Source organism: Maricaulis sp. (genome assembly GCF_048270095.1).
Taxonomy (GTDB): domain Bacteria; phylum Pseudomonadota; class Alphaproteobacteria; order Caulobacterales; family Maricaulaceae; genus Maricaulis.
The window spans coordinates 26,729-51,263 of the sequence record NZ_JBLWTL010000023.1 but is presented as its reverse complement, the minus strand read 5'-3'; the positions used below and the strand labels follow the sequence as shown (position 1 = coordinate 51,263).

At 62.1% G+C, this 24,535-nt stretch carries 27 protein-coding genes; 8 read left to right on the top strand and 19 right to left on the bottom strand.

The annotated features are described in order from the left end of the window. The 9 genes from recO to folK form a co-directional block, all read right to left on the bottom strand. On the bottom strand, positions 1-496 hold a 496-nt coding region (gene recO, locus ACN0YJ_RS12135; RefSeq protein WP_417496349.1), incomplete at its 3' end, for a DNA repair protein RecO. A 23-nt stretch (positions 497-519) separates the two neighbouring features. Next, positions 520-1,470 carry a GTPase Era gene (gene era, locus ACN0YJ_RS12130; RefSeq protein ID WP_417476324.1) on the bottom strand — a complete coding sequence of 317 codons (951 nt, stop codon included), beginning with the start codon at positions 1,468-1,470 and terminating at the stop codon, positions 520-522. Continuing rightward, positions 1,457-2,146, bottom strand: coding sequence for a ribonuclease III (rnc, locus tag ACN0YJ_RS12125; protein ID WP_417496348.1), 690 nt, complete (start codon positions 2,144-2,146; stop codon positions 1,457-1,459). Before rnc ends, era begins: the two co-directional genes overlap by 14 nt. Continuing rightward, positions 2,139-2,552: a holo-ACP synthase gene (acpS, locus tag ACN0YJ_RS12120; protein ID WP_417496347.1), complete on the bottom strand. Its 414-nt coding sequence runs from the start codon at positions 2,550-2,552 to the stop codon at positions 2,139-2,141. Before acpS ends, rnc begins: the two co-directional genes overlap by 8 nt. Next, the gene (locus ACN0YJ_RS12115; RefSeq protein WP_417496351.1) at positions 2,549-3,301 is read right to left on the bottom strand and encodes a pyridoxine 5'-phosphate synthase; all 753 of its coding nucleotides are present in this window, start codon (positions 3,299-3,301) and stop codon (positions 2,549-2,551) included. The genes acpS and ACN0YJ_RS12115 overlap by 4 nt, the downstream gene beginning before the upstream one ends. Next, a complete protein-coding gene (gene pyrE / locus ACN0YJ_RS12110) occupies positions 3,301-3,885 on the bottom strand; it encodes an orotate phosphoribosyltransferase (RefSeq protein ID WP_417476328.1) in 585 nt (194 codons plus the stop codon). Before pyrE ends, ACN0YJ_RS12115 begins: the two co-directional genes overlap by 1 nt. After that, entirely contained in the window at positions 3,882-6,110 is a 2,229-nt protein-coding gene (locus tag ACN0YJ_RS12105) for a RelA/SpoT family protein (protein WP_417476329.1), read from the bottom strand. Before ACN0YJ_RS12105 ends, pyrE begins: the two co-directional genes overlap by 4 nt. A gap of 6 nt (positions 6,111-6,116) precedes the next feature. Continuing rightward, positions 6,117-6,488 carry a DNA-directed RNA polymerase subunit omega gene (gene rpoZ / locus ACN0YJ_RS12100; protein WP_091767478.1) on the bottom strand — a complete coding sequence of 124 codons (372 nt, stop codon included), beginning with the start codon at positions 6,486-6,488 and terminating at the stop codon, positions 6,117-6,119. Between the two features lie 84 nt (positions 6,489-6,572). Beyond that, a complete protein-coding gene (gene folK, locus ACN0YJ_RS12095; protein ID WP_417496346.1) occupies positions 6,573-7,094 on the bottom strand; it encodes a 2-amino-4-hydroxy-6-hydroxymethyldihydropteridine diphosphokinase in 522 nt (173 codons plus the stop codon). Positions 7,095-7,130: 36 nt separating this feature from the next. Here folK and ACN0YJ_RS12090 point away from each other — a divergent pair, with 36 nt between their 5' ends. After that, a complete protein-coding gene (locus tag ACN0YJ_RS12090) occupies positions 7,131-7,682 on the top strand; it encodes an NYN domain-containing protein (RefSeq protein WP_417476331.1) in 552 nt (183 codons plus the stop codon). Then, positions 7,679-8,329: a uracil-DNA glycosylase gene (locus tag ACN0YJ_RS12085; RefSeq protein WP_417476332.1), complete on the top strand. Its 651-nt coding sequence runs from the start codon at positions 7,679-7,681 to the stop codon at positions 8,327-8,329. Before ACN0YJ_RS12090 ends, ACN0YJ_RS12085 begins: the two co-directional genes overlap by 4 nt. 76 nt (positions 8,330-8,405) lie before the next feature. Here ACN0YJ_RS12085 and ACN0YJ_RS12080 read toward each other — a convergent pair whose 3' ends face one another. Next, on the bottom strand, positions 8,406-8,609 hold the full coding sequence (locus ACN0YJ_RS12080; protein WP_417476333.1) for a glutathione S-transferase: 204 nt from the start codon (positions 8,607-8,609) through the stop codon (positions 8,406-8,408). A 71-nt stretch (positions 8,610-8,680) separates the two neighbouring features. Between ACN0YJ_RS12080 and ACN0YJ_RS12075 the strand changes: the two genes are divergently transcribed. Continuing rightward, positions 8,681-9,679 (top strand): GlxA family transcriptional regulator, encoded by a 999-nt coding sequence (locus tag ACN0YJ_RS12075; protein WP_417496345.1) that lies wholly within the window; start codon positions 8,681-8,683, stop codon positions 9,677-9,679. Between the two features lie 12 nt (positions 9,680-9,691). Here ACN0YJ_RS12075 and smpB read toward each other — a convergent pair whose 3' ends face one another. After that, on the bottom strand, positions 9,692-10,156 hold the full coding sequence (gene smpB, locus ACN0YJ_RS12070; RefSeq protein WP_417488773.1) for an SsrA-binding protein SmpB: 465 nt from the start codon (positions 10,154-10,156) through the stop codon (positions 9,692-9,694). Further along, positions 10,153-11,034 (bottom strand): 4-hydroxy-tetrahydrodipicolinate synthase, encoded by an 882-nt coding sequence (dapA, locus tag ACN0YJ_RS12065; RefSeq protein WP_417496344.1) that lies wholly within the window; start codon positions 11,032-11,034, stop codon positions 10,153-10,155. The genes smpB and dapA overlap by 4 nt, the downstream gene beginning before the upstream one ends. Before the next feature lie 160 nt (positions 11,035-11,194). On the opposite strand from dapA, the gene ACN0YJ_RS12060 reads away from it, so the two are divergent. Beyond that, positions 11,195-13,231: a lytic transglycosylase domain-containing protein gene (locus ACN0YJ_RS12060; RefSeq protein WP_417496343.1), complete on the top strand. Its 2,037-nt coding sequence runs from the start codon at positions 11,195-11,197 to the stop codon at positions 13,229-13,231. A 31-nt stretch (positions 13,232-13,262) separates the two neighbouring features. On the opposite strand, the gene ACN0YJ_RS12055 is transcribed toward ACN0YJ_RS12060, so the two are convergent. After that, on the bottom strand, positions 13,263-14,255 hold the full coding sequence (locus ACN0YJ_RS12055) for a threonine ammonia-lyase (RefSeq protein ID WP_417496342.1): 993 nt from the start codon (positions 14,253-14,255) through the stop codon (positions 13,263-13,265). A gap of 163 nt (positions 14,256-14,418) precedes the next feature. On the opposite strand from ACN0YJ_RS12055, the gene ACN0YJ_RS12050 reads away from it, so the two are divergent. Together ACN0YJ_RS12050 and ACN0YJ_RS12045 are read left to right on the top strand one after the other, a co-directional pair. Next, the gene (locus ACN0YJ_RS12050) at positions 14,419-16,062 is read left to right on the top strand and encodes a long-chain-fatty-acid--CoA ligase (protein ID WP_417476343.1); all 1,644 of its coding nucleotides are present in this window, start codon (positions 14,419-14,421) and stop codon (positions 16,060-16,062) included. 157 nt (positions 16,063-16,219) lie between these two features. Next, positions 16,220-16,423 carry a superinfection immunity protein gene (locus ACN0YJ_RS12045; protein ID WP_417476344.1) on the top strand — a complete coding sequence of 68 codons (204 nt, stop codon included), beginning with the start codon at positions 16,220-16,222 and terminating at the stop codon, positions 16,421-16,423. Positions 16,424-16,552: 129 nt separating this feature from the next. Here the strand turns inward: ACN0YJ_RS12045 and ACN0YJ_RS12040 are convergent, their stop codons facing one another. The 3 genes from ACN0YJ_RS12040 to ACN0YJ_RS12030 are packed head-to-tail and all read right to left on the bottom strand — an operon-like array spanning position 16,553 to position 19,005. Next, positions 16,553-17,242, bottom strand: coding sequence for a nitroreductase family protein (locus ACN0YJ_RS12040; protein WP_417476345.1), 690 nt, complete (start codon positions 17,240-17,242; stop codon positions 16,553-16,555). Further along, positions 17,239-18,273 carry an L-threonine 3-dehydrogenase gene (tdh, locus tag ACN0YJ_RS12035; RefSeq protein WP_417476346.1) on the bottom strand — a complete coding sequence of 345 codons (1,035 nt, stop codon included), beginning with the start codon at positions 18,271-18,273 and terminating at the stop codon, positions 17,239-17,241. The genes ACN0YJ_RS12040 and tdh overlap by 4 nt, the downstream gene beginning before the upstream one ends. 24 nt (positions 18,274-18,297) lie before the next feature. Beyond that, positions 18,298-19,005 (bottom strand): hypothetical protein, encoded by a 708-nt coding sequence (locus tag ACN0YJ_RS12030; protein WP_417496341.1) that lies wholly within the window; start codon positions 19,003-19,005, stop codon positions 18,298-18,300. Positions 19,006-19,249: 244 nt separating this feature from the next. On the opposite strand from ACN0YJ_RS12030, the gene ACN0YJ_RS12025 reads away from it, so the two are divergent. Both ACN0YJ_RS12025 and ACN0YJ_RS12020 read left to right on the top strand, forming a co-directional pair. Then, positions 19,250-19,723 (top strand): hypothetical protein, encoded by a 474-nt coding sequence (locus ACN0YJ_RS12025; protein ID WP_417496340.1) that lies wholly within the window; start codon positions 19,250-19,252, stop codon positions 19,721-19,723. 93 nt (positions 19,724-19,816) lie between these two features. Continuing rightward, positions 19,817-20,890, top strand: coding sequence for a hypothetical protein (locus ACN0YJ_RS12020; protein ID WP_417496339.1), 1,074 nt, complete (start codon positions 19,817-19,819; stop codon positions 20,888-20,890). 127 nt (positions 20,891-21,017) lie between these two features. On the opposite strand, the gene ACN0YJ_RS12015 is transcribed toward ACN0YJ_RS12020, so the two are convergent. The 3 genes from ACN0YJ_RS12015 to ACN0YJ_RS12005 all read right to left on the bottom strand — a co-directional run bounded on the left by ACN0YJ_RS12015 (position 21,018) and on the right by ACN0YJ_RS12005 (position 24,463). Then, the gene (locus ACN0YJ_RS12015; RefSeq protein WP_417496338.1) at positions 21,018-22,139 is read right to left on the bottom strand and encodes an NAD(P)/FAD-dependent oxidoreductase; all 1,122 of its coding nucleotides are present in this window, start codon (positions 22,137-22,139) and stop codon (positions 21,018-21,020) included. Between the two features lie 75 nt (positions 22,140-22,214). Continuing rightward, a complete protein-coding gene (locus tag ACN0YJ_RS12010) occupies positions 22,215-22,655 on the bottom strand; it encodes a DUF1330 domain-containing protein (protein ID WP_417496337.1) in 441 nt (146 codons plus the stop codon). A gap of 32 nt (positions 22,656-22,687) precedes the next feature. Next, positions 22,688-24,463 carry a hypothetical protein gene (locus ACN0YJ_RS12005; RefSeq protein WP_417496336.1) on the bottom strand — a complete coding sequence of 592 codons (1,776 nt, stop codon included), beginning with the start codon at positions 24,461-24,463 and terminating at the stop codon, positions 22,688-22,690. Positions 24,464-24,535: the final 72 nt, after the last annotated feature.

The following is a 24,535-nucleotide window of genomic DNA, read 5'->3' as shown; positions in this document are numbered from 1 at the left end:
GGCTGACATGGGTCAGATCGTCGACGACGCCGGTGACGGCGCAGGTATCGAGATCGAGGCCATAGCCGAGATCGGACAACAGCCCCGCCTCCCAGCTGACATAGAGCGCCGGCCAGAGGTCCTCGTCATCGAGTGCCGCCAGGAAGACGCCAAACCCGTCATAAACCTGTCTGTGAGCCTCACGCTCGGGCAAGGCCATCACCGCGACGGCACAGGCCGAGTTGAGGCCCGCCAGCGCCGCGCGATCTTCCATCACGGCCCCGGCACCCAGATGCTCGGCCTCGACGGTGAACGAGCCCAGATGGTCAGCCAGCCGCGCCCGCCAGGTCACCGCGACGCGATTGCCCGGCTGCAGAACCGGCCGCATGACCCGCGACCGCCCGCCGCGCACGAGGCCGGCATGGCGGCCATTTTCCGCCGTCAGCACCTCGATGATCGCGCTGGTCTCCCCGTGCGGGCGGACCGCCAGGACAATGCCGCTATCAGACCATTCCATCGCAGGTCTCAATCGCAGCGAGACTAGGCATCGAAATCAAGCCCGACATCGGAGAAGTGGGCGCGGCGCGCCATCCAGCGTGGATCAACCTTCACATTGATGAAGAGGTGGACGCGGCAGCCGAGCATGTCCTCGAGCTCGCGCCGGGCCGCCTCGCCGATGGCCTTCACCGCCGAGCCGCCCTTGCCGAGCACGATGGGTTTCTGGCTGTCGCGTTCGATGATGATGGATTGCTCGACGCGCACCGAGCCGTCGCGCAGCTTCTTCCAGCTTTCCGTCTCGACCATCGAGGCGTAGGGCAATTCCTCGTGCAGGCGCAGATAGACTTTCTCGCGTGTGATCTCGGCGGCGAGCAGGCGCTGCGGCAGATCGGCGATCTGGTCTTCGGGGTAGTGCCAGACACCTTCCGGCATCAGGGTCGCCAGATGGGCTTTCAGCAAGGGAACGCCGAAGCCCTTCTTGGCGGAAATCATGAAAACGTCGGAATAAATCCCGGAATCATAGAGCTCTTTCGACATTGCGAGCAGGTGGTCGCTATCAATCGTGTCGATCTTGTTGAGCACGAGTGTCGCCTGGCGGCCGGCCAGTTTGAGGCCTTCCATGACGCGGTCATCATCCTCGACCATCAAGCGGTCACCAGGCTTGCCCTGGCCCTGCTCGATGCGGTCGCGGGCGCCGACATCGATCACATGAACCACACAATCGGCATCATCGGCGCCGCTCCAGGCGGCGCGCACCATCGCCTTGTCGAGACGGTTTTTCGGGGCGAAGACGCCGGGTGTGTCGACCAGACAGATCTGCGTCTTGTCCTCGATCGCCACGCCGCGCACCGCAAAGCGTGTCGTCTGCACCTTGTGGGTCACGATGGAAATCTTGGCGCCGACGAGCGCATTGACCAGGGTCGATTTGCCGGCATTGGGGGAACCGATCACGGCGGCAAAGCCAAATCGGGTTTCAGGTTCAGCCGACATCATGGCCCTCTCTGTTCAACAGGTTCTTTGCGGCGGCGCGTTCGGCCGCCTGTTTGTTTCCGCCCTCGCCGATCGCCGGCGCAAGCGGTGAAATTGTGACTTCAACGGTAAACACCGGGCGATGGTCGGGGCCGGAGCGAGTTGTGAGCTGGTAGCGCGGCGCGCCGTGACCCGCCTTGGCCGCCCATTCCTGCAGCATGGATTTGGCGTCGCGCGGCTTGTGCTTCAAGGCCTCGATCCTGTCCGACCAGTGGGCGTCATAGAAAGCCTGGACACAAGGCCGGCCGCCATCGAGATAAAGCGCCGCCATCAGTGCCTCGCAGGCATCGCCGAGGATAGAGGTTTTGGCGCGGCCGCCGCCCTTCTCTTCGGAACGCCCCATGCGCAGCGCCGCGCCGAGATCGATGGCGCGGGCGACATCGGCGCAGGTTTCCTTGCGCACCAGGGCATTGAGGCGGGGCGCCAGCGCGCCCTCCTGTGCCATGTCGAAAGCCCGATAGAGCGCTTCCGCCGTCATCAGGCCGAGCACGCGGTCGCCGAGAAACTCCAGCCGCTCATAGCTGCGAAAGCCCGGCCGGCCATCGCCATAGCTGGAATGGGTCAGCGCCCGCTCGATCAGCTTTCTGTCCTTGAAGACATAGCCGATGCGGGTCTCCAGGTCGGCCGTGGGATCAACCATGGGCGATACCGATCAGACGCGCTTCAATCACCACGAAGGCCTGGGCGTAAGGGTGGTCATCGGTGATGGTGATATGGGCATGGGCTTCCATTCCCTCCGGCGTCAGCGCGATCAGACGTTCCAGCGCCCGGCCTGTGAAGGCCAGGGTCGGCTTGCCGCCGGGCAGATTGATGACACCGATTTCCTTCCACGACACACCGCGCGCAATCCCGGTGCCGAGCGCCTTGGCACCGGCTTCCTTGGCGGCAAATCGCTTGGCGTAACTGGCGGCGCGCATGCGGCGTGCTTCGGATTTTGCCTGCTCAACCTCGGTAAAGACACGCTGCACGAAACGGTCGCCGAACCGCTCCAGCGAACGCTCGATCCGGCGAATATCCATCAAATCTGAGCCGAGGCCGATGATCATGTCACAATGCCGGCTTCATCACGCGCTTCGGCGATCAGCCCGCGCATCGTCGTCACCGCTTCACGCAGGCCGCGGAAGATCGCCTCGCCGATCAGGAAATGGCCGATATTGAGCTCGGCCAGTTCCGGGATCGCGGCGATCGGTTTCACCGTGTCATAGGTCAGACCGTGGCCGGCATGGACTTCCAGCCCGCGCCGAAAGGCCTCCGAGGCACCAATCTTGAGCAATTCCAGATGCCCGGCGACGGCCTCGGTGTCGCCGCGCAGCGCCGCTTCGCAATAGGCACCGGTATGCAGTTCAACCACGCTGGCGCCCATCGCCTCGGCGACCGCGATCTGCACCGGGTCGGCCTCGATGAAGAGCGAGACGCGGATGCCAGACTCGCCGAGCTGGCGGACATAGGGCGCAAGGTGATTATGGCCGGCGGCGATATCGAGACCGCCTTCGGTGGTGCGTTCCTCGCGCTTTTCCGGCACCAGGCAGACCGCATGCGGCTTGTGACGCAGGGCGATGGTCAGCATTTCCGGCGTCGCCGCCATCTCCAGATTGAGCGGCAGATCGATCTCGGCCATTAAGCGGTCGATATCGCTGTCGGTGATATGGCGACGATCCTCGCGCAGATGCGCGGTAATCCCGTCGGCGCCACTCTCCGCGGCCTGGCGCGCAGCCCGCACGGGGTCAGGATGCGCGCCCCCGCGCGCATTACGAATGGTGGCGACATGATCGATATTGACGCCGAGGCGAAGCATCAAGCCAGACCCCGGCTGCCCGGCTTGATCGCGGGAATGGCGGCCAGTTCGGGCGGCAATTGATCGGCGGGATAGGCGGGCACCTTGTATTGCGTCAACGCGATCAGCGGCACGCCGACATCGGCCTCACCGCCGGAGCGATCAACGAGGCAGGCCTCGGCAATCACGGTCGCGCCCGTCGCCTGGATCGCCTCGATGCATTCGCGCGAGGACAGGCCGGTACTGACGATATCCTCGACCACCAGCACGCGGTCCTCGGGGCCCAGCTCAAAACCGCGACGCAGGGTAAACTCGCCATTCTCGCGCTCGACATAAAGCGCGTTCAGCCCCATTTGCCGTGCCGTCTCATAGCCGGGCACAATGCCGCCCACGGCCGGCGAGACGATAATGGTGGGTTGTTCGGTCAGCTCCGCCTTGACCTTCTCGGCCAGGGCGCGGCACAGGCGCTCGGTGCGCGCCGGATCGGCAAAGACTTTTGCCTTTTGCAGAAAGACCGCGCTGCGCAGGCCGGAAGACAGGATGAAATGCCCTTCCAGCAAAGCGCCCGCGGCGCGAAATTCATTGAGGACGTCCTCGCGTGTCATTCGTCGGGTTCTCCGGGCTCGGCGCGCATCCGCTCCGCCGAGACCACGGATGAACACATCCGGATCGCCGCGAGCACATTGGCCAGATGACGGGTGTCGATCACTTCGATGTCAAATTCCATCTCGAAGAAATCGGCGGCCCGTTTGTAGGTTTTCACGTTGGCAATATTGCCGCGATTCTCGCCGACGGTTTTGGCAATCTCGGCCAGCGCGCCGGGCTCATTGTGCATCACCGCCTTGATGCGCGCCATCGAGACGGCCTTGGCGCCGGCCTCATCGGTCCAGTCGAGATCGAGCCATTGATCCATCTCGCCCTGTTCGAACTGGACCAGGCGTTCGCAATCAATCGTGTGAATCTCGATCCCGCGTTCGGGCACCAGCAGACCGACGATGCGGTCGCCGGGCAGCGGCGAACAGCATTCGGCGAAATGCAGCGTCACGCCCGGCGTCAGGCCACGTCCGCGCACATAGAGGCGCGCCTTCTTGTCCTCGATCAGATCGCGCTCGACCGCGTCGCCGCGATCATCGAGCCGGCCCGGGAAAACGGCGTTGAGCAGGCCGGTCGAGGTGATACGGCCGCGCCCGAGCGCTTCATACAGGCCTTCGACATCCTTCAGCTCGAGCCGGCTGATTGCCTCGGTGAGGTCCTTTTCAACCAGGGCACGCCCCTCACGGCGGAAGGCGTGATCAGCCATGATCTTGCCGATACGGCAGAATTCCTCACGTTCGGATTCGCGGATCAGGCGGCGGATCGCGGCCCGCGCCTTGCCGGTCACGGCCAGGCTTTCCCAGCCCTGCGGTGGCTGACGCACGCCGCCTTTGACGATCTGGACAACATCGCCATTGTGCAGCTCGGTGCGCAGCGGACGCTCGCGACCATTGACCCGGGCCGCGACGGTGGTGTGGCCGAGCTCGGTATGAACCGCATAGGCGAAGTCGAGCGGCGTCGCGCCCGATGGCAGCGCAATCAGATCGCCCTTCGGCGTGAAGCAATAGACCTGGTCGGCGAACATTTCGAGCTTGGCGTGCTCAAGAAACTCGTCGGGATCGCCGCCCTGGTTGAGAATTTCAACGAAGGGCCGCAAACGCTCCAGCGGATCACCGCCGGCCGCCTGGGCCGCGTCCGGGTCATAGCGATACGTGCTGTCCTTATAGCGCCAATGCGCCGCGACCCCGCTTTCGGCGACCGCTTCCATCGCCTCGGTGCGGATCTGCAATTCGATCCGTACGCTATTGGGACCGACGACGGTGGTGTGCAGTGAGCGGTAATTATTCGGCTTGGGCACGGAAATGAAATCGCGAAACCGCTCCGGCACGCTGCGCCAGGCCTGATGGATCACCCCGAGCGTCCGGTAGCAATCATCAGGCGTGTCGACGATGACGCGAAAGGCATAAATATCCGCGATATCGTCAAAGGTCAGCCCCTTGCGCTCCAGCTTGCGCCAGATCGAATAGGGCCGTTTCTGTCGGCCGAAGACCCGGGCCTCGATGCCGACCGCGGCCAGCTTGTCCGTAATCGCCCCGGAGACCACGGCGACTTCCTGGGAATGCTGGTCGCGCAGCAATTGCAGTCGCCGCGTAATCGATTCATGGGCGGCGGGATTGATGTGTTTGAACGCCAGGTCTTCGAGCTCGACACAGACCCGGTTGATCCCGATCCGGCGCGCCAGCGGCGCATAGATTTCCAGCGTTTCGCGGGCGATGCGCTCGCGCTTCTCCGGACGCGGAATGGCGCCGAGCGTGCGCATATTATGCAGGCGGTCGCACAGTTTGACGATCAGGACGCGGACATCGGAGGAGATGGCGACGACCAGTTTTTGGAGGTTTTCCGCCTGTTTGGTGCGTTTGGAGCGCAGCTCCATCTGGCCCAGCTTGGTGACGCCATCCACCAGGCTCGCCACCTCGCCGCCAAACAGCGTGTCCAGATCGGCCAGGGTGGCGGGCGTGTCCTCGACGGTGTCGTGAAGCAGGCCGGTACAGACCGTGGCGACGTCCATGCGCAGTTCGGTCAGGATGACCGCGACCGCTGCGACATGCCCGAAATAGGGCTCACCCGACTGGCGGCGTTGCGGCCGGTGGGCTTCTTCGGCGAAATCATAGGCGCGGCGCACATAGTCCGCATCGACGGTCGGAAAATATTTCCGAATCCGTTCGATCAGCTCGTCCGCGCTCGGTATGGCGGGCGGCGGCGAAACCGGATCAGAGATATTCGCCCCGGCAGTCAAGGCGCGCTAGAGGCGGCCGTCAGGCGCGCCGTCCCGATCATTTTGCAGGGCCTTGAGCATTTCCGATTCATCAAGCTCGACAGGCGGAGCCGGCAGGGCTTCGAATTCCTGGCGACCTTCGGCCTTGCGGGCCTCTTCCTCGTCTTCACTCGGCAGGACACGCTGCAAGCCATTGACAAGGCTCTCACGAAGAACATCGAGATCAAGGGTCTCATCAGCGATTTCGCGCAGGGAGACGACGGGATTTTTGTCGTTATCGCGTTCGATTGTCAGCGCGGAACCGGCGGAGATATTCCGGGCCCGGTGCGCTGCCAGGAGAACCAGGCGAAAACGGTTAGGGATCTTATCGATACAATCTTCGACGGTGACGCGGGCCATACGCGCGATCTCCTTGAACAAGCGCTGCAGTTTGAACCGCGTGTCCTATCGGTACTGCCCCGGTCTGGCAAGGCCTGTGCGCGTTTACCGGGCGACGGAGTGCAGCTTGACGGTCGCCGCCACATCGGCGGGCTTCAGGCCCTTGATCAGGGCCTCGATCGTCCGGCCCTCACCAGGCTCGCGCCAGCGGGGCGCAATCTCCGCCAGGGGCAAGAGCACAAAGGCCCGGCCGGTCATGCGCGGGTGCGGGACCTCCATGCCGGCCTCATCGCGATGAAGTTCGCCGCGATAATCGAGCAGATCAAGATCGAGCACGCGCGATTCCCATCGCTTGTGGCGGGTACGGCCGAATTCGGCTTCGACCTCGTGCAGGAGATTGAGCAAGGAGCGCGGATCCAGCCGGGTCTCGACCGAAGCGACGGCATTGACATAGGCCGGAGCCGCCGGGTCGGGCCAGGCGGGGCTGTGCCAGTCGGACGAACGGGCGACCCGCTGGATGCCGCGGGAGCCGAGCATGGCCAGGGCCGCGGCCAGGGTCTCGGCCGGGCTGCGTCCCGCCGATGGCAGATTGGCGCCAAGCGCGATATAAATCGGGGATGTTTTCATGTGTCGTTTCACTGATATTTTGAGGGATTACACCCCATGACCTTTTACCCGGACGAGCGTATCGGCATTTTCATTGATGGCGCCAATCTGTTCGCGACAACCAAGGCACTCGGCTTCGATATTGATTTCAAACGCCTGCTTGGCGAATTTCGCAAGCGCGGCCGGCTGATCCGCGCCAATTACTACACCGCCCTGCTCGAGCATGAAGAGTATAATCCGCTGCGTCCGCTGGTCGACTGGCTCGACTATAATGGCTTCCACGTCGTCACCAAGCCGGCCAAGGAGTTTACCGATGCCGACGGCAATCGCCGCGTGAAGGGCGATATGGACCTCGAACTGGCCGTCGACATGATCGATGCGTCCGACTATCTCCAACACATCATCCTGTTCACCGGCGATGGTGATTTCTGCCCCGCTATCGCGGCCGCGCGCCGGCGCGGCGTGCGCGTCAGTGTCGTCTCCTCGATGAAGACCAAGCCTCCAATGATCGCCACCGAGCTGCGCCGCCAGGCCGATGATTTCATCGAATTGCTCGATCTCCAGCCGCTGATCGGCCGGCCGGACAATCGGGTGGATGACACGATATGAGCCTGCAGCCCGAACCGCCAAAGAATTGCCCGCTCTGCCCGCGCCTGGTCGAGTTTCGCCAGCGCAATACCGCCCTCTTCCCGGACTGGCACAACGCGCCGGTCGGCTCATTCGGGCCGGATGATGCGCGTCTGCTGATTGTCGGACTGGCGCCGGGCCTGCGCGGGGCCAATCGCACCGGACGCCCGTTTACCGGCGACTGGGCCGGCGACCTCCTGTTTGCGACCCTGGCCAAGCACGGCTTCAGCCGGGGCACATACGGGCTCGACGCCGATGACGGGCTGACGCTCAAGGATGTCATGATCACCAATGCGGTGCGCTGCGTGCCGCCGGAGAACAAACCGGTCGGCGCCGAGGCCAATGCCTGCCGTCCCTTCCTGGTCGACCGGATCGCCTCCCTGCCCCGCCTGAGCGCCATTCTCGCCCTTGGCAAGATCGCCCATGACAATACGCTGCGCGCCCTCGGTCACCGCCTCGTCAGCGCCCCCTTTGGCCATGGTGCGGCGAGCGATGTCGACGCGCCCCAAGGCGCGGTGCGACTGTTCAGCAGCTATCACTGCTCGCGCTACAACACCAATACCGGCCGGCTGACCGAACCGATGTTCAGCGCGGTCTTCGCCGATATCCGCGACTATCTCGGCAGATGACCGCATAAACAGTCAGCTGTGAACAACATGGTTAATGGCTGACCAATCCGCGCCTTACCCATTTCCCTGGAACCCGTCACTGCGCCGAACCGGCGTTTTCAGCCAGCGCCTCCAACGCGGCATCGAAGGCGCGGGTCGCGCGCTCGAACCTGTCACGGCAGCCCCGATTGCAGAAACCGACCACCGCGCCGCGATAGCGTGCCAGGCTATCGCCCCGCACCGGTTCGCCCGACCAGGGGCATATCGTATTTATGACATGTTTCAGCTCTGGTTTTTCCATTCTGGCATCCGCCTCCAGCGCGCAACACTTGGCTCTGGCTATTCGCTTTCACTAATGGCACAAATGACAACATGCCGACTTTTCCTGCCAATACGCCCCTGATCGAACGTCACATCGCCTTCTTCATCTTCGAGGAGGTGAAACTGCTCGACGCGACCGGCCCACTCCAGGTTTTTGCCGACGCCAATGAGGTGCTGGGCTATGACGCCTACATCACCACCCTGGCCTCGCACCATGGCGGACCGGTCAAGACCGATACCGGGATATTGCTCAATACGCGCCGCGTCGCCGGGGTGGGTCTCGACGAAACCGATACGCTGATCGTGTGCGGCGGGGACGGCGTCGATGCCGCCAGCCGCGACCATCGCCTGGTGGCCTCCGTCCTGCGGGCAACGGAGCGGTGCGGCCGCATCGCGTCGACCTGCACCGGCGCTTTCCTGCTCGCCGCTGCCGGCCTGCTCGATGGACGCCGCGCGGTGACCCATTGGCGCCGCTGTGACGAGCTCGCTGAAAACTGCCCCAAGGCGGAAATTGACCCCGACCCGATCTATATCGAGGACGATGGCGTGTGGACGTCGGGCGGCGTCACCGCCGGCATCGATCTGGCGCTGGCCATGGTGGAAGCCGATCATGGCCGCGAAGCCGCTCTGGAACTGGCCCGCAATCTTCTGGTCTATGTCAAACGCCCCGGCGGCCAGTCCCAGTTCAGCGAAGCGCTGAAGGAACAAACCCGATCGGCAAGCGGCAAGTTCGATGCGCTGCATTTCTGGATGCGCGACAATCTCACCGCAGACCTGCGGATCGAGGCGCTCGCCGAACGCTCCGGCATGAGCGCCCGCAATTTCGCCCGCCTCTATATCCGCGAAACCGGCCACACCCCGGCGCGCGCTGTCGAACAATTCCGCGTCGATGCCGCGCGGGTGATGCTGGAAGACGTCAAGCTGAGCATCAAGACGATCGCGACGGCCTGCGGTTTCGGCAATGACGAACGCATGCGGCGCAGTTTTGCGCGTCTGATGGGTGTCACACCGCAAGCCTATCGCGACCGGTTTGCGGCGGCAGACGAATAGAGCGGCAAAACCCTAGCCGTGATCCTTCATCAGCCTTGATTTCTGCTTGTTCCACTCGCGATCCTTGATCGTCTGGCGCTTGTCGACATTGCGCTTGCCCTTGGCCAGACCGATCTGGAGCTTGGCGATACCGCGATCATTGAAATAGAGTTTCAGGGCGATGATCGTGCGTCCGTCACGGGTGACCGCGCCGATCAAGCGGCTGATTTCCTTCTTTTTAAGCAGAAGTTTGCGGTGCCGCCTCGGATCGTGATTGAAGCGGTTGGCCGGCGCGTATTGCGGGATATCGGCATTGATCAGCCACAAGCCTTCGCGCTCGGGGCTGACATAGGATTCCGCGATATTGGCCCGGCCTTCGCGCAAGGATTTGACCTCCGAGCCCATCAGCATCAGCCCGGCCTCGAAGACTTCCTCGATCTCGTAATCATAGCGCGCGCGGCGATTGAGCGCGACGGGCCGCGTATCGGGTTTGCTCATGACTGATCCAGCAATCCGGCGATCACCATCGCCTTGCGCACCGCCAGTTTGGAGGCCTCGTCGGGTTCAGTCAGCGGCAGGCGCATTTCAGTGCCGGTCACACCGAGCAATTGCATCGCATATTTGGTCGGCCCCGGACTGGCCGAGGTGAACAGGGCGTGATGCAGCGGCGTCAGCCGGTCATTGAGCCGGCGCGCGGTCTGCCAATCGCCGGCCAGCATCGCGTCCTGGAATTGGGCGCATAATTGGGGCGCCACATTGGAGGTGACGGAAATCATGCCGGTGCCGCCGCAGGCATTAAAACCCAGCGCCGTCGGATCATCGCCGGAGAGCTGGATGAAGCCTTCGCCGATCAGCCGGCGATGACCGGACACGCGCGACATATCGCCGGTCGCATCCTTGACGCCGACGACATGGGTCAAACCGGCCAGGCGCGCCATGGTCGGAACCGAGATATCGATCACCGTGCGTCCGGGGACATTGTAGACGATGATCGGCAGATCAACGGCATCATTGATCGCCTGATAATGGCGGAACTGCCCCTCGGCATTGGGCTTGTTGTAATATGGCGCAACCACCAGTCCCGCATCGGCACCGATTTCCCGGGCGCGGGCCTGGTTCTGGATCGCGACGGCGGTCGAGTTTGATCCGGTTCCGGCGATCACCGGCACACGGCCCGCGCTGGTCTTCACAACCAGCTCGACCACACGCATATGCTCCTCAAAGCTCAGCGTCGCGGATTCGCCCGTCGTACCGCATGGAACCAGTCCATGAGTGCCGGCCGCAATCTGGCGTTCACACAGTTCGATTACTTTGTCCTCGTCAACGGCACCATTCTTGAACGGTGTGACGAGTGCGGTGATGGAGCCCTTGAACATGTTTTGGTCCCGAATTCCGGATTGCAAGCCGGCGACCATAAAGGTGGCGCAGCGCGCGGCCAAGTCTCCTCAACAAGACTGGACAGTGAGGGGTGTTCGGGCCGATGATGCCGGTATTCAGCCACCAGGATCCGAGTTAGCGTCCATGATCACGCGTTGTTTGTCAGCGTTACTGCTTCCAGCCCTGCTGTCGCTGGGTCTTGCCCTGCCCGCGCAGGCCCAGACCCCGACCCCGCGCATGCGGCCGGAGCCCCATAATTACTCAGCCTATCTCAGCGACGGCGATTTCGCACTGTTCCGCCAGGGGCTCGATGCGGCCGATGACGAGGATTGGGTCCTTGTCGCCGAGACCCGTCTGCGCCTGAGCGATACAGCGGCACGAAGCGTGCTGTTATGGCGCACCGTGCTCAGCGATCCGCGGGCCAGCTTCCTTGAACTCAATCTCGCGCTCGATGAGCTCGACAACTGGCCGCGCGACAGCTTCATCCGCGCCGAGGCCGAATCGAAGATCACCGATTCCGGGCTCAGCGCGCCCTTCATCATCAACTGGTTCGTCGATAATCCGCCGACAACCGGGCGTGGCCAGATCGCCTATGCCGACGCCCTGCTGGCCGATGGCCGCATTGAGGAGGGTGAAAGCCTGCTGCGCGAAACCTGGCGCGCGGAATACCTGCCGCTGAGCGTTCAGAGCGCCGTCCAGCGCGATCATGCCTCCGTCCTGACGGCGGATGATCACCAGGCCCGGATGGATTATCTGATCTGGTCCAACCAGACCTCTGCCGCACGGCGCATCCTGCCGCTCCTGCAGGGCACAGATCGCGACCTCGCGGATGCCCGCCTGCGCCTGGCCGGACGCCAGAGCGGCGTCGAGCGTGCCGTCAACCGCATCCCGGTCAGCCTGCAGAGCGATCCCGGCCTGACCTATGAGCGCGCGCGCTGGCGCCGCCGCGCCGGCATGACCGACACCGTCCTGCCGCTATTGCTGCAATTGCCCGATGCCCACGCCAATCCCAGTGCGCTGGGCCTGATGTGGACCGAACGCAAGCTGATGATCCTCAACCTGATCCGCGATCAGGATTTCGTGACCGCCTATCAGCTGGCCCGTGCCAATGGCATGGATTCAGGCGGCGATTTCGCCGATGCGGAATTCATCGCCGGCTGGCTCGCCCTGGTGCATCTCAATGAGCCGGACCAGGCGATGGAGCATTTCACGCATCTGCGCGACAATGTCGGCACCCCGGTCTCGCTGTCGCGGGCGGCCTACTGGATGGCCCGGGCCGCTGATGATGCCGGCAATCCGGAACTCGCCGCCACCTATTATGCCGAGGCCGGCGTCCACTCGACCGCCTATTACGGTCAGCTCGCCCTGTCACAGCTCTCCGACGCGCCTGACGCCTTCTCGCTGGAACGCGAGCCGGAGCCCAGCGATGAGCAACGGATCGCCTTTGAATCGCGTCCGGAAATCCGCGCCATGCGCCTGCTCGCCGAACAGGGCGAGGAGTATTATTTCCGGCTCTTCATGTACCGGCTCGACGACCAGGTCGAAGATCCGGTCGAGGGCGTATTGCTGGCCAATCTGGCGAATGAATATCTGCAAATGCGTCAGGCCGTGCGCGCCGCGAAGCAGGCACGCCTGCGCGGCATCATCCTGCCACAGAGCGCCTACCCGACCATCAGCTTGCCGCAAACCAGCGGCGGGCGTCCGGAAGACGCGCTGGTGCATTCCGTGATCCGCCAGGAAACCGAATTCGCCCAGGACGCCGTCAGCGGCGCCGGTGCGCGCGGCATGATGCAGATGATGCCCGCCACCGCCCAGGCGACGGCGCGTTCAATGGGGGCGCCCTATCGCTTCAACTGGCTCACCGATGACCGTGATTATAATCTGACCCTGGGCATGCACCATCTCGAAGAGGTCGTCGATCAGTATGACGGCTCCTATATCCTGGCTCTGGTCGCCTATAATGCCGGGCCTCACCGGGCCAATCGCTGGATCGAGAATTACGGCGATCCCCGCGATCCCGATGTCGATCCGATCGACTGGGTCGAGAGCATCCCCTTCTCGGAAACCCGCAACTATGTGATGCGCGTGCTGGAAAACGTGCAGGTCTATCGCACGCGCCTGATCGACGACGCGCCAACGCGGCTGATGATCGATCAGGATCTGCGGCGCGGATCACCGGCGACGGTGCCGGAGTAAGTCTAGCTCTTCAACGTCACCATTGCCCGCCTCATCCGCGCTCCAGCGCCCGCGCAAACACCGCCCGGTCGACATTGCCGCCGGTGGCCAGCACGCAGACTGTCTTGCCGGCGACATCCAGCTTGCCGGACAGCACGGCGGCCAGGGCAACCACGGCACCCGGTTCGATCACGATCTTGAAATGGCGCCAGGCGAAGGCCATTGCGTCGAGCACTTCATCATCGCTGACGGCGACGCCGCCGCTGAGCTGGCGGGCATTGAGCTGCCAGGTCAGCTCGCCGGGGGTCGGCGTGATGATGGCGTCGCAGATCGAGCCGGTCAGGCGCGCATTGGCGACGCGTTTCCCCGCTTCGAGCGAACGGCGGTGATCATCGAACTCCGCCGGTTCGGCGGCCCAGATCTGCGCGTCCGGGTGAGCGTGTTTGACTGCCAGTCCGGTGCCGGCAATCAGCCCGCCACCCCCGGCAGGAGCCGAGACGATATCGGGCGCCAGGCCCAGCTCGGCGAATTGTTCGACCAGTTCCAGGCCCGCCGTACCCTGTCCGGCAATGATGAAGCGATCCTCATAGGGCGGCACGAGTACACGCCCCTCCTCGGCCGCGATCCGCGCGCCGATTTCCTCGCGGGACTCGCTCGCGCGGTCATAGGTCACCACCTTGCCGCCCCAGAAGCGCACGCCCTCGACCTTCGCTGCCGGGGCATCGGTTGGCATCAATATGGTGGCATGCGTGCCCACCAGCCTTGCTGCCGCGGCGACGCCCTGGGCATGATTGCCGGAACTATAGGCGATGACACCGCGTTGTTTTTCCCCGGCATTCAGCCGGGAGATACGGTTATAGGCGCCGCGAAACTTGAATGATCCGGTGCGCTGCAGGCATTCGGCCTTCACGAAGATACGTGCACCGAGCTGATCATCGAGAGCATCATTGCGCAGCAGCGGCGTGCGCACCGCATGCCCGGCCAATCGCTGTGCAGCATCGAGAATATCGCTGTGGCCAGGCAGGTCGAACACCGGTGATGACATCGCGCAAATACTCCAGATCAGGCCGCAAGCGACCGCCAAACACGTGCAAAATGCATAGGCAATTCAGCTCTGCCGCGCAAAGGGATTGCGCCGCGACGCGGGAAGCCTTTTGATAAGAAAAAACAAACACTGCGAAACCGGTTGATATCCAAGGGGAGACATAATGACCTTGCGCGCACACATGATGGAACGTCCGTTGATGATTTCGGACATTCTGGTCCACGCCGCCCGATGCCATGGCGATCAGGAGATTGTCACCCGCTTGCCGGAAAGCGGTCAAATCCACCGCCAGGGCTATGCCGCCACCCACCAGCGCACCAAGCAATTGGCCAATGCGCTGATCAAGAAGCTGAAAGTGCGCGAAGGCGACCGCGTCGCGACCATCGCCTGGAATTCCCACCGCCATTTCGAGCTCTATTACGCGGTGTCGGGAATCGGTTCGGTGATCCACACCGTCAATCCGCGCCTCGATCCCAAACAGTTGATCTGGATGCTCGATCACGCCCAGTCCAAGGTTGTCTTCTTCGACAAGACCTTTGCTCCGCTGATCGACGCAATCTCCAAACAGTGCAAATCAGTGCGCCACTGGGTGTTGATGACCGATGCCGGCCACAAGGATGGCGTCGCCACCAAATGCCTGACCTATGAGGAATTGATCGCCGATCAGAGCACGCAATATGACTGGCCGATGTTCGACGAGAACACCGCCGCCGGCCTGTGCTACACATCGGGCACGACCGGGGACCCCAAGGGTGTCCTCTATTCCCACCGTTCCAATGTCCTGCACGCCCTCGCCTGCTCGGCCTCCGACGTCATCGGCGTCGGTGCCCGCGGCACGCTGCTGCCGGTCGTGCCGATGTTCCACGTCAATGCCTGGGGTATTCCCTATGCGGCGCCGATGAATGGCGCCAAGCTGGTGATGCCGGGCGCCCAGATGGACGGGCCGAGCATTCACGAACTGATCGAGAGTGAGGGCGTCAATTACGTCGCCGGCGTGCCGACCGTCTGGCTTGGCCTGCTGCAATACCTGCAAAAGAGCGGCAAGCGCATCGACAGTGTCGAGCGCGTGCTGATCGGTGGATCGGCCCTGCCCGAGGCGCTGCTGCGCGCCTATGAGGACGAGTATGATGTGATCATGCAGCAAGGCTGGGGCATGACGGAAATGAGCCCGCTGGGCACCGTCAATAATCTCCTGCCCAAGCATGACGCGCTCGATCGCGAAGCCCAGATCAAGGTCAAGCTGAAACAGGGCCGGCTGGTCTTCGGTGTCGGCATGCGGATCGTCAATGATGATGGCGAGGAATTGCCCTGGGACGGCAAATCCTCCGGCCATGTCCAGGTCCAGGGCCCGTGGATCGCCTCCTCCTATTATCGCGGGGCCGGCGCGGAGAGCTTCACCGATGATGGCTGGTTCAAGACCGGCGATGTCGCCTATCTCGACGGCGATGGTTTCATGACCATCACCGACCGCTCCAAGGACGTCATCAAGACCGGCGGCGAGTGGATTTCCTCGATCGATCTGGAAAATGCCGCCATGGGTCATCCCTCCGTTGGCATGGCGGCCGCCTTTGGCATGCCGCACCCGAAATGGCAGGAACGCCCCTTGATGGTGGTCCAGCTCAAGGAAGGCGCCGAACCCGACGCGGCCTCGATCATCGAATATCTGCGCGGCCAGGTGCCCAAATGGTGGCTGCCCGATGCGGTCGAATTCATTGAGCAAATGCCGATCGGTGCGACCGGCAAGATCCTCAAGACCAAGCTGCGCGAGATTTATGCCGGCTATGAATTCCCGCCCGTCGACGGCTAGGTTCTGACAGACACAGGACACGCGAACAGGCCCCGGCAATTGCCGGGGCCTGTTTACATTGGGCGGGACGCGGGCACGCACAATCCCGCACCGGAGATATTGCGCGAACGCGCGGCGCGTCATAACTTCATATCGAAAGTCGATAAGGACAACCGATATGGAGTATCATCTGATGGGCCCCGAAGGCGCGATTGCATTTCTGATCATCGGCTTCATGCCGACCCTGATCGCCCTGTTGCGCGGCCATGACAACAGCTTTGCGATTTTCCTGACCAACCTGCTTCTGGGCTGGACCGGGATTGGCTGGCTGATCGCCCTGATCTGGAGCTTCACCGCTATCCGCCGGCGCGTGCGGGAATAGAGACCGCGCCTCCCCCCCTCTTGCGGTCTCACACGAAACGCGCACTTACCCTCCAGACGTCACGCCCGGGCCCCTCACAGTCCGGGCGTGATGCTTTCAGACCATTGCCGCGCGACGGCGCCGCGCGCCCTAAAGCCAGCTCGAGATCTCGCCGACGCTTTTCTTGATCAGCGCATGTTCCGGCACCGTCGCATCTTCAGCCGGATAGCCGGCGACGATCAGCATGAAGGGTTTTTCATCGACCGGGCGTTCGCAGATCTCGGTGAGGAATTTCATCGGATTGGGGGTGTGGGTCAGCGTCACCAGGCCGGCCTCGTGCAGGGCGGCGAGCATGAAGCCACAGGCAATGCCGACGCTCTCATTGATGTAGTAATTCTTCTTCGCCTGCCCGGCGCGCTCGCCGCCGCGCTTTTGCGCGAACACGGCGATCAGCACCGGTGCCGTCTCAAGAAACGGCTTGGCGCTGTCCGTGCCGAGTGGCGCCAGCGCTTCAAGCCATTCCTCGCCGCCCTTGCCTTCATAGAAGGCTTTTTCTTCCTTCTCGGCCGCCTCGCGCAGGGCCTTGCGGCGCACCGGATCCTGGATCACCACAAAATGCCAGGGCTGGTGATTGGCACCTGAGGGCGCGGTCCCGGCGGCGTCGATCGCGTGTTTGACGATTTCCGGATCAACCGGCCGGTCGGCGAAATCGCGCACGGTACGGCGGCGCTTGAGATGTTTGGCGAAGGCGGCCGCACGGCTGAGCATTTCGGCGGGGCCGTATTCGACATAACCGGTCAGCGGCACGCGTTTGGCGTCGTCGTGATGGCCCGCACTCATGACTGGGTCCAGTCCAGGATCACCTTGCCCGACTTGCCCGAGCGCATGGCGTCGAAACCCTTCTGGAATTCGTCCGCCGCATAGCGGTGCGTGATCACCCGGCTGACATCCAGCCCGCTCTCGAGCATGGCGATCATCTTGTACCAGGTCTCGAACATCTCGCGGCCATAGACACCCTTCAGCGTGATCGCCTTCAGGACCAGCGAGCCGAAATCGACCGGGATCGGCTTGGATGGCAGACCGAGCATGGCGATCTTGCCGCCCATCACCATGCTCTCGAGCATCGCCCCGATGGCGCTCGGCGCGCCGGACATTTCCAGACCGACATCAAAGCCTTCATTCATGCCCAGTTCGGCCATGACGTCTTTCAGGCTGGTCTCGGCGACATTGACGGTATGCACGCGCGGCACGACCTGGCTGGCCAGGTGCAGACGGTGGGTATTGATATCGGTCAGCACGACATGGCGGGCGCCGACATGGCGCGCAATCGCGGCCGCCATGATCCCGATCGGGCCAGCGCCGGTGACCAGAACATCCTCGCCGATCAGATCGAATTGCAACGCCGTATGCACCGCATTGCCCAGCGGATCGAGGATGGCTCCAAGTTCGTCGGTCACTTCCTCGGGCAGTTTGACGACATTGAAGGCCGGCAGGGCGAGATATTCAGCGAAAGCGCCGGGAATATTGACGCCGACGCCTTGCGTGTCGGGGTCGAGGTGGAAGCGTCCGGCGCGGGCTGCGCGCGACAGTGTGCCGACCACATGGCCCTCACCGGAGACGCGCTGGCCGATCTCGACGCGCTTCACATTGGCGCCGCGATCAACCACCTCGCCGGCATATTCATGCCCGACCACCATCGGCGTCGGGACATTCTTGGCGGCCCAGTCATCCCAGTTATAGATGTGGATATCGGTGCCGCAGATGGCCGTCTTGTGGATCTTGATCAGAACATCGTCCGGGCCGATTTTCGGCATCGGGACGTCTTCCATCCAGATACCCTCTTCCGGCTTTGCCTTGACCAGCGCTTTCATCACGACTCCCTCGACTTTTTGTTGCTACGCGCCCGGTTTCGATGGCGCGGATTTGCCGCGAAGATACATCAGTGCGGCCAGAGGGAAAGTGAGCATGAAGGGAATGAGCAGCACGCCCATGATTTCAGCAACCTGCCCGTTCGACCCGCTCAACCAGGTCGCCGCGATCGCGAGCGCTGCGGCGACGCCGGGAATGGCCAGCAATCGGCGCTGATCCTGCCACATCAGCACGCTGAACAGGGCGGCATAGAGCGCGATCAGCCCCCATTTGATCCAGGTATGCCCGTACAGCGCCGCCAGCAGACCGGCGCGCGGCTCGGCCCCGGCGCCGAGCTCGGCGAGCAGCCGGTTCATCACCGTATTCTCGGCCCAGTCCGCGCCGATCGTGACCAGCGCCACGGCCAGCGCCGCCCAGGCGAGCCAGCGACCGGGATTGCGCAGGCCGAGCGCGAGGAAGGCCATCGCCGCCATGCCCGCATAGGCCAGCGGGAAGAAGCGGTCGAGTGATTGGGTGTGGATGAGGAATTCACGGAGCGCCGCAGCATCATCGCCTTGCAGGAAAGCAAGATCGGCCGGCGAACGGGCGAACTCCAGCGCCAATACCGGCGTGACAAATCCATCCGCCATCGGCGCCGCGCCGAGATCGGGCGGCGAGCCGAACAGGATCGGAAAGACCAGTGTGATGACGGCCAGTGCCATGGTCGCGATGAAGGCCCAATTTGATGCACGCATGATATCCTGTCCCCGTCTGGCAGTTCTGAGCTAGATCAAGCTGCCACCGCATAGCAAGGTCAAGGGTGGTGGGCTTGGGAGTGTTTGGACGCTTCCTCCCGGCTCTGCACGGAGCGGTAGAGCCATTGCGTCCGAGGTCCGGGAAGCGTTGTTGATTTCAAGTTGGGAATGAGGTTAGGCTCCCCTGTCAGATCAAGGCCCTGAATGAGCGGGGAAACAGTCAAGTACAAGCCGGGGAGCAATCATGTTCGGAGCCAAAGTTGTTGAGGTCAGCGGGCGCTTGGTCGCCACAGGTGCTTATTCCCAGGAGAACGCCAAGCTGATTTACGACTATCTAGATTTCGAGACCGATAATGGGCGCTTCAAGACGGGCAAGGTCGTGGTCGCCACCAATATAGGAAAGCATATCGAAATCGGTGAAGAAGGCATTTTCGTCTTTACACGGTTTCTCGGACGAGCACTGGCCATGGTGATCACATCGGACAATGTGGAAGTGAACCCGATGTTTCGCGGCTTCAGCTTTTTGCACCTTCTCTGGCCACTGGCGCTCTTCCTAATCGGCCTGTTTTTCGCCCCATTGTGGCTGGTAACGGCCCCGATCTGGGCATTTGCCGCGTATTTTTTGGTTTTGCCACACCTTGTAGGCGGAAAGTTGAAAGCCATCGCCCGCAAACACGGTGTCGATTGGAAGACCGCAAGAAAAACCGTCAATTTCTAAGCTGGCAGCACTACCCTTGCCCGCCGCCCTACCTGCGTCATCGCGCGGCGCGTCAGCCCGCGATCAACAGCTAATGAACCGAGGTTCCGGACCTTGCACGGAAAATACGACCCCGAGACCTTACAGAAGTTGCGCCTGATTTACGGCCCCGCTTTTATCAGATACCTGAGCCGTCTTGGAAAGCTGAACTACGGCGCCCTTGCCAGGGCACTACTTATCATGGCCGCACCACCTCTAGCGATCGCTGGAGCATTCGGCGTATTCGACCTGATTTTCACACTGAATTTCGTGGATTTTGGCGAGAGCAGTAGCGTTTATCTGCTTACATTTGCTCCCGCCCTGATTTTTACCCTCATCTTGTTGTACAACTGGCTGGACATCGTAGTCATCCGCGTCCTGTTCTGGCCCTACAATACGATCCGCGTGATGTGGCTGACACGGCAATTGAATGAAACCCTCGACAAAGTCGGCCTTCAAGAGGCTGGAAAACCAGTAGTCATACGGTCTGCGTTTGGAGACAAATTCGTCATCTCGACCCCAATACGTAATTATTATGGTTACTTTCACACGGGGTTTTACTCAACACTATGCGGGAAGAGCGAGTTTCAAATTTCGAGAGTTGTCACGCCGAGCGATCTGATTTTCAAATGGATTCTGCCCACCATTTTTGCGCCGATCTACATCCCGTTGATTTTCGTAAAAACCTACGTCCCGAAAATAAAACTATCCAAAATACCATTGCTGGGAAAGCTATTGGATTTATATATAGCCCCATCTTTTACTTCGGCCGGCGTAGCCACTCCCCGCTTGCACAAAACTTCTTCTGACGGGGAGGAGAGCAAATTGATTGACTTCCCACTTTGGTACGACGGCCTCGGAGGACAAACATTTAAAGCTGAAGATATTTACTCAAATGTGCCTTTCGCGCTTAAACCAAATAAGTTCAATCCATGGATCTACCCAAAAGATTTTACAAAAGACATGAACGTCTTTGCTGAAACAAAAAATGACGTGATAAGAACCCATCACAGATTCAGGGAATTCATGAAAAGAAAACGTCGCACAAACACTAGGTTTGTCGCTTGGGTGCTAATTTGGTTTGGGTCGCAGACGGTTGTCGCAGTTATCTACTGGCAACATTTCTTTGGCTGGACCCAAACGCTGTGAGTACAATCGAGCCAACCCAGTTTCCCGCAAGGCTGTGCGTCCTCCAGAGGGGGATATCGGCCAAAGGTCGGACCAGACGGGAGCGGCAGAAAGTCATTACTGCACGAAGTGCAAGCTCTGGCCTCGATCAGGACGTCCCGGTCAGGCCCAGGCGCTGGCAAACGGCTTCCCCGATCGCCAGGGACGACGTCAGGCCGGGGCTTTCGATCCCGAACAGGGCGATCAGGCCGGCAATCGCGTGCTGATCGGCGCCATCAATGCGGAAATCGGTCTGCAGCTCACCCGGCCCGTGCAGTTTGGGGCGGATACCGGCATAATCCGGCACCAGGGCGTCATCCTTGAGGCCAGGCCAGAAACGGCGGATCGTGTCATAGAAGGCGCCGGCCCGCGCCGGGTCGACCGTGTAGTCCGGCGCATCGACAAAATCGAGATCGGGGCCGAAGCGGGCCTGGCCACCAAGGTCACGGCGATAGTGCGTCCCCAGGGCGCCCGGTATCGGCAGCGGATAGACAAGGCGGCTGAACGGGGCCTTGCCGGCACAGGTAAAATACACGCCCTTGCCATAGTGTAGCGGCGGGATCGTCCCAGCCGGGAAACCATCCACCAGTGCCGCCGCGTCCTGGGCCCCGAGTCCGGCCGCAATCACGAGATAACGCGTCGTCACCTCTGTCGCGGCCTCGCCGCCGGTGCGCACGACAAAGCCGCCGCCCTCCAGCGGCGGCGCGCCGGCAAACGGCGTATTGACCACGACAGCGCCGCCGAGCGAGGAAATTTCGCCAGCCATATTGGCCATATAGCCATGTGCATCCATCACGCCGCTATCGGGCGAGAAAATCGCGGCCACCGCACTGAGCTCCGGCTCCATCGCCTGCGCCTGGGCGCCGGTCATCCGTTGCAGCCCTTCAACGCCATTGTCCTGCGCCTGGCGGAAGATCGCCTCGAGCCGCGCCGCCTCGTGCGGCTGGGTCGCCACGATCAGCTTGCCGCAGCGCTCATGGGCGATGTGATATTTGTCGAGATAGGCATAAAGCAATTGCCGCCCCAGCACGCAGAGCCGCGCCTTCAGCGAACCGGTGGGATAATACAGCCCGGCATGGATGACTTCTGAATTGCGTGAGGAAATCCCCTGCCCGATCGCGCCTTGCGCTTCGAGCACCAGGGTTTCATGACCACGCAGCGCGAACGCCCGCCCCGTCGCCAGACCGACGGCGCCCGCCCCGATGATGATCGCATCTGTCTCGAAAGCCATGCCCGTTACTCCGCCGCCACCCCTTGAATCTGCGAGCAGACGGGCAGTGTCAACACCAGACCGCGAGCTAGCGCCTTAGCCCTTGGCGAGGCCCGCCAGCAGGGCTGGCGGCATCACCGTCTCGATATTGAGCTGGCCCTTCAGCCCTGCCTCGCGATGAACCGCGATTGCCTGCCAGGCTGGCGAGAGCGACATGCGCAACAGCGCGCCGCGATCCGGGTACATGATGATCGCCACCTCGTCCCACAGCTCCTCGACCTGGCCGAGGGCGAGAAAACTCGTATTGCCGACAAAGACCAGCTTGCCGCCAAACTCCGGCAGGACTTCCATGATCGCCTTGCCGTAAATATTATAGGCCTCGCGCCCCGACAGCGCACACTGGCGCCCGTCGGCATACTCGGCCTTGTCCTTGAATTTCAACAGATTGACCATGAAGACCGGCCCGGCAGGACCGGGCTGCATCATTGCCTCGATCTGCCTGGGGTCGGTGGGGAGGACTTCATTGGTGACTTGCATGGCGGGGGCTCCGGGCGTGGGGGCTGGTCAGATCAGGGGGTGGAACCGGTCAAGATCGCTTCCAGTCGCGGCGCAACGTCGCCAAAGCGACCGCGCAGAAGGGCATAGCAGGCCGCCCGGTCGGGTTCGTCCTGCTGCCGCGCGAGGGTTTCGATAACCGGGACGCCCGCCGTTCGCAGGGCGCGATCGATCACTTCCGCACGCTCGATTTGCACGGTGTTCATCTTTCTCAGCAATCTGAACCGGTGCGCCTCATCGAAGACGATGAGGTAGCCGGTATTGGCTTGTGCACCGTCATCCTCAGTGTCGATGACATAGCAACTGGTCTCGACACGCAGCGCATCGGCATAGGGCCGCTCATGCACCGTGAACTCGAACGGCCCGGATTGCCTCAGCGCGTCCTCGCCCCAGGAACGGAACCAGAAGGCATCAACGGCGGTCATCGCCAGAATAACCGGCAGCGAGACCAGCAGGATCGTCCTTGCACCATTGACGCTCCGGCCGAGCCAGCGATGCAGAAAGGCCTCCGGATCAAAGGGGGCCGTCATCGAGTACCAGCCCTTACTGGCGGCGCTGTCCAACCCGGCGAGGGTTTCCTGCAACATAAGTTCAGGCTGGCGCTCCATCCGCGCCCGATTGTGGGACGCCCAATAGCCCCTCAAGCCGGGCATTAATTGAGCGCCGGCCATCCCGAGAATAATGAAAACCACAAACCCCGCAATCCCGCCGGCAACGATCCCGAACCCGCCGGGCCGTTCGCGGAATAATTCGGTATCGACCGGGAAAATTACGCCATTCATCCAATCTGCGAGCAGCCAGCTGGGAAGCGAGAATAGCGCCCATCCCAACGAGATGGTGAGAACGATAGTCAGTGTGGTAACCAAGCCGTCCAATCGCTTGTGCGGACGCGTGGAAAACCACTGCATCATCTCCCGCGCCGAGGCTTCGATCCAAACGCGGGACGCTTCCGGCAAAGCCTTCCGGTTTTGGTTCAGCAATCTAAACCCGTGTTCCAGAGCCATCCCGAGCGGCACCCCGACCACTGTCACAAACAGCATGATTACAACGACGTATTTGACTGTCGCGATCGCCACCGGCCGCGCGAGTTCCAGGTATTGCTCGAACATCAGCCCGCTGAGACCGGCCAGAAATTCACCCATTCTGGCTGGTGGAATCGGCCGATCTTCGAAGAGAATGACGATTTGGACGGAGTAGATGGACAGGACCAGCCCCGCCGCCATGATGAATAACTGAACCACGCAAAGCGCGATAATCGCGAACCGGGCTGTGTAGATCGCGAGGGATCCCAGGCGCTGAAGCATTGGCTTCGAAGCGCGCTGCGCCACCGGTTCCGGCTCCGGGTGCAGGACTGCGTCGATCACGGCCCCGGAATCAATTTCAACCTTCCGATCCGAGCTGAGCACGATCCCGACCCAGGCCAGGGAAATCGCCGGCAGGATGAGCCCCGCGAGCCAGACCCTGTCCCATCTTTCGCGTTCGATAACTTCCCAGACAAGCGAGACATCGAGGGCGGCAATCAGCCAGACCGAGACATTGGCAGCGCCGAGAATATAGACGCACCACCAGGCCTCACCGCCCTTGAACCGCACCGCCGTTGCGGCCAGACCGAGTACCAGCACATTGAGCGCCATCAAGACCGCCAGCGGGGCCGCGTTGTACTCATGGATTGCCAGATAGCCTGCGGCCGCCGGGATCAGCAATAATCCCAGCCCGGCCCCCAAGATCACGATATAGGTAATGAGGTTCAGCGCGCCGAGACGCGATGGCAATTTGGAACTCGATGGCATCCGCGTGCATATCCCCCGCTTTGCGCCGAACCATTGCGCGTAATCCTGCGCGATTCAATCGTTTAGGGCGCA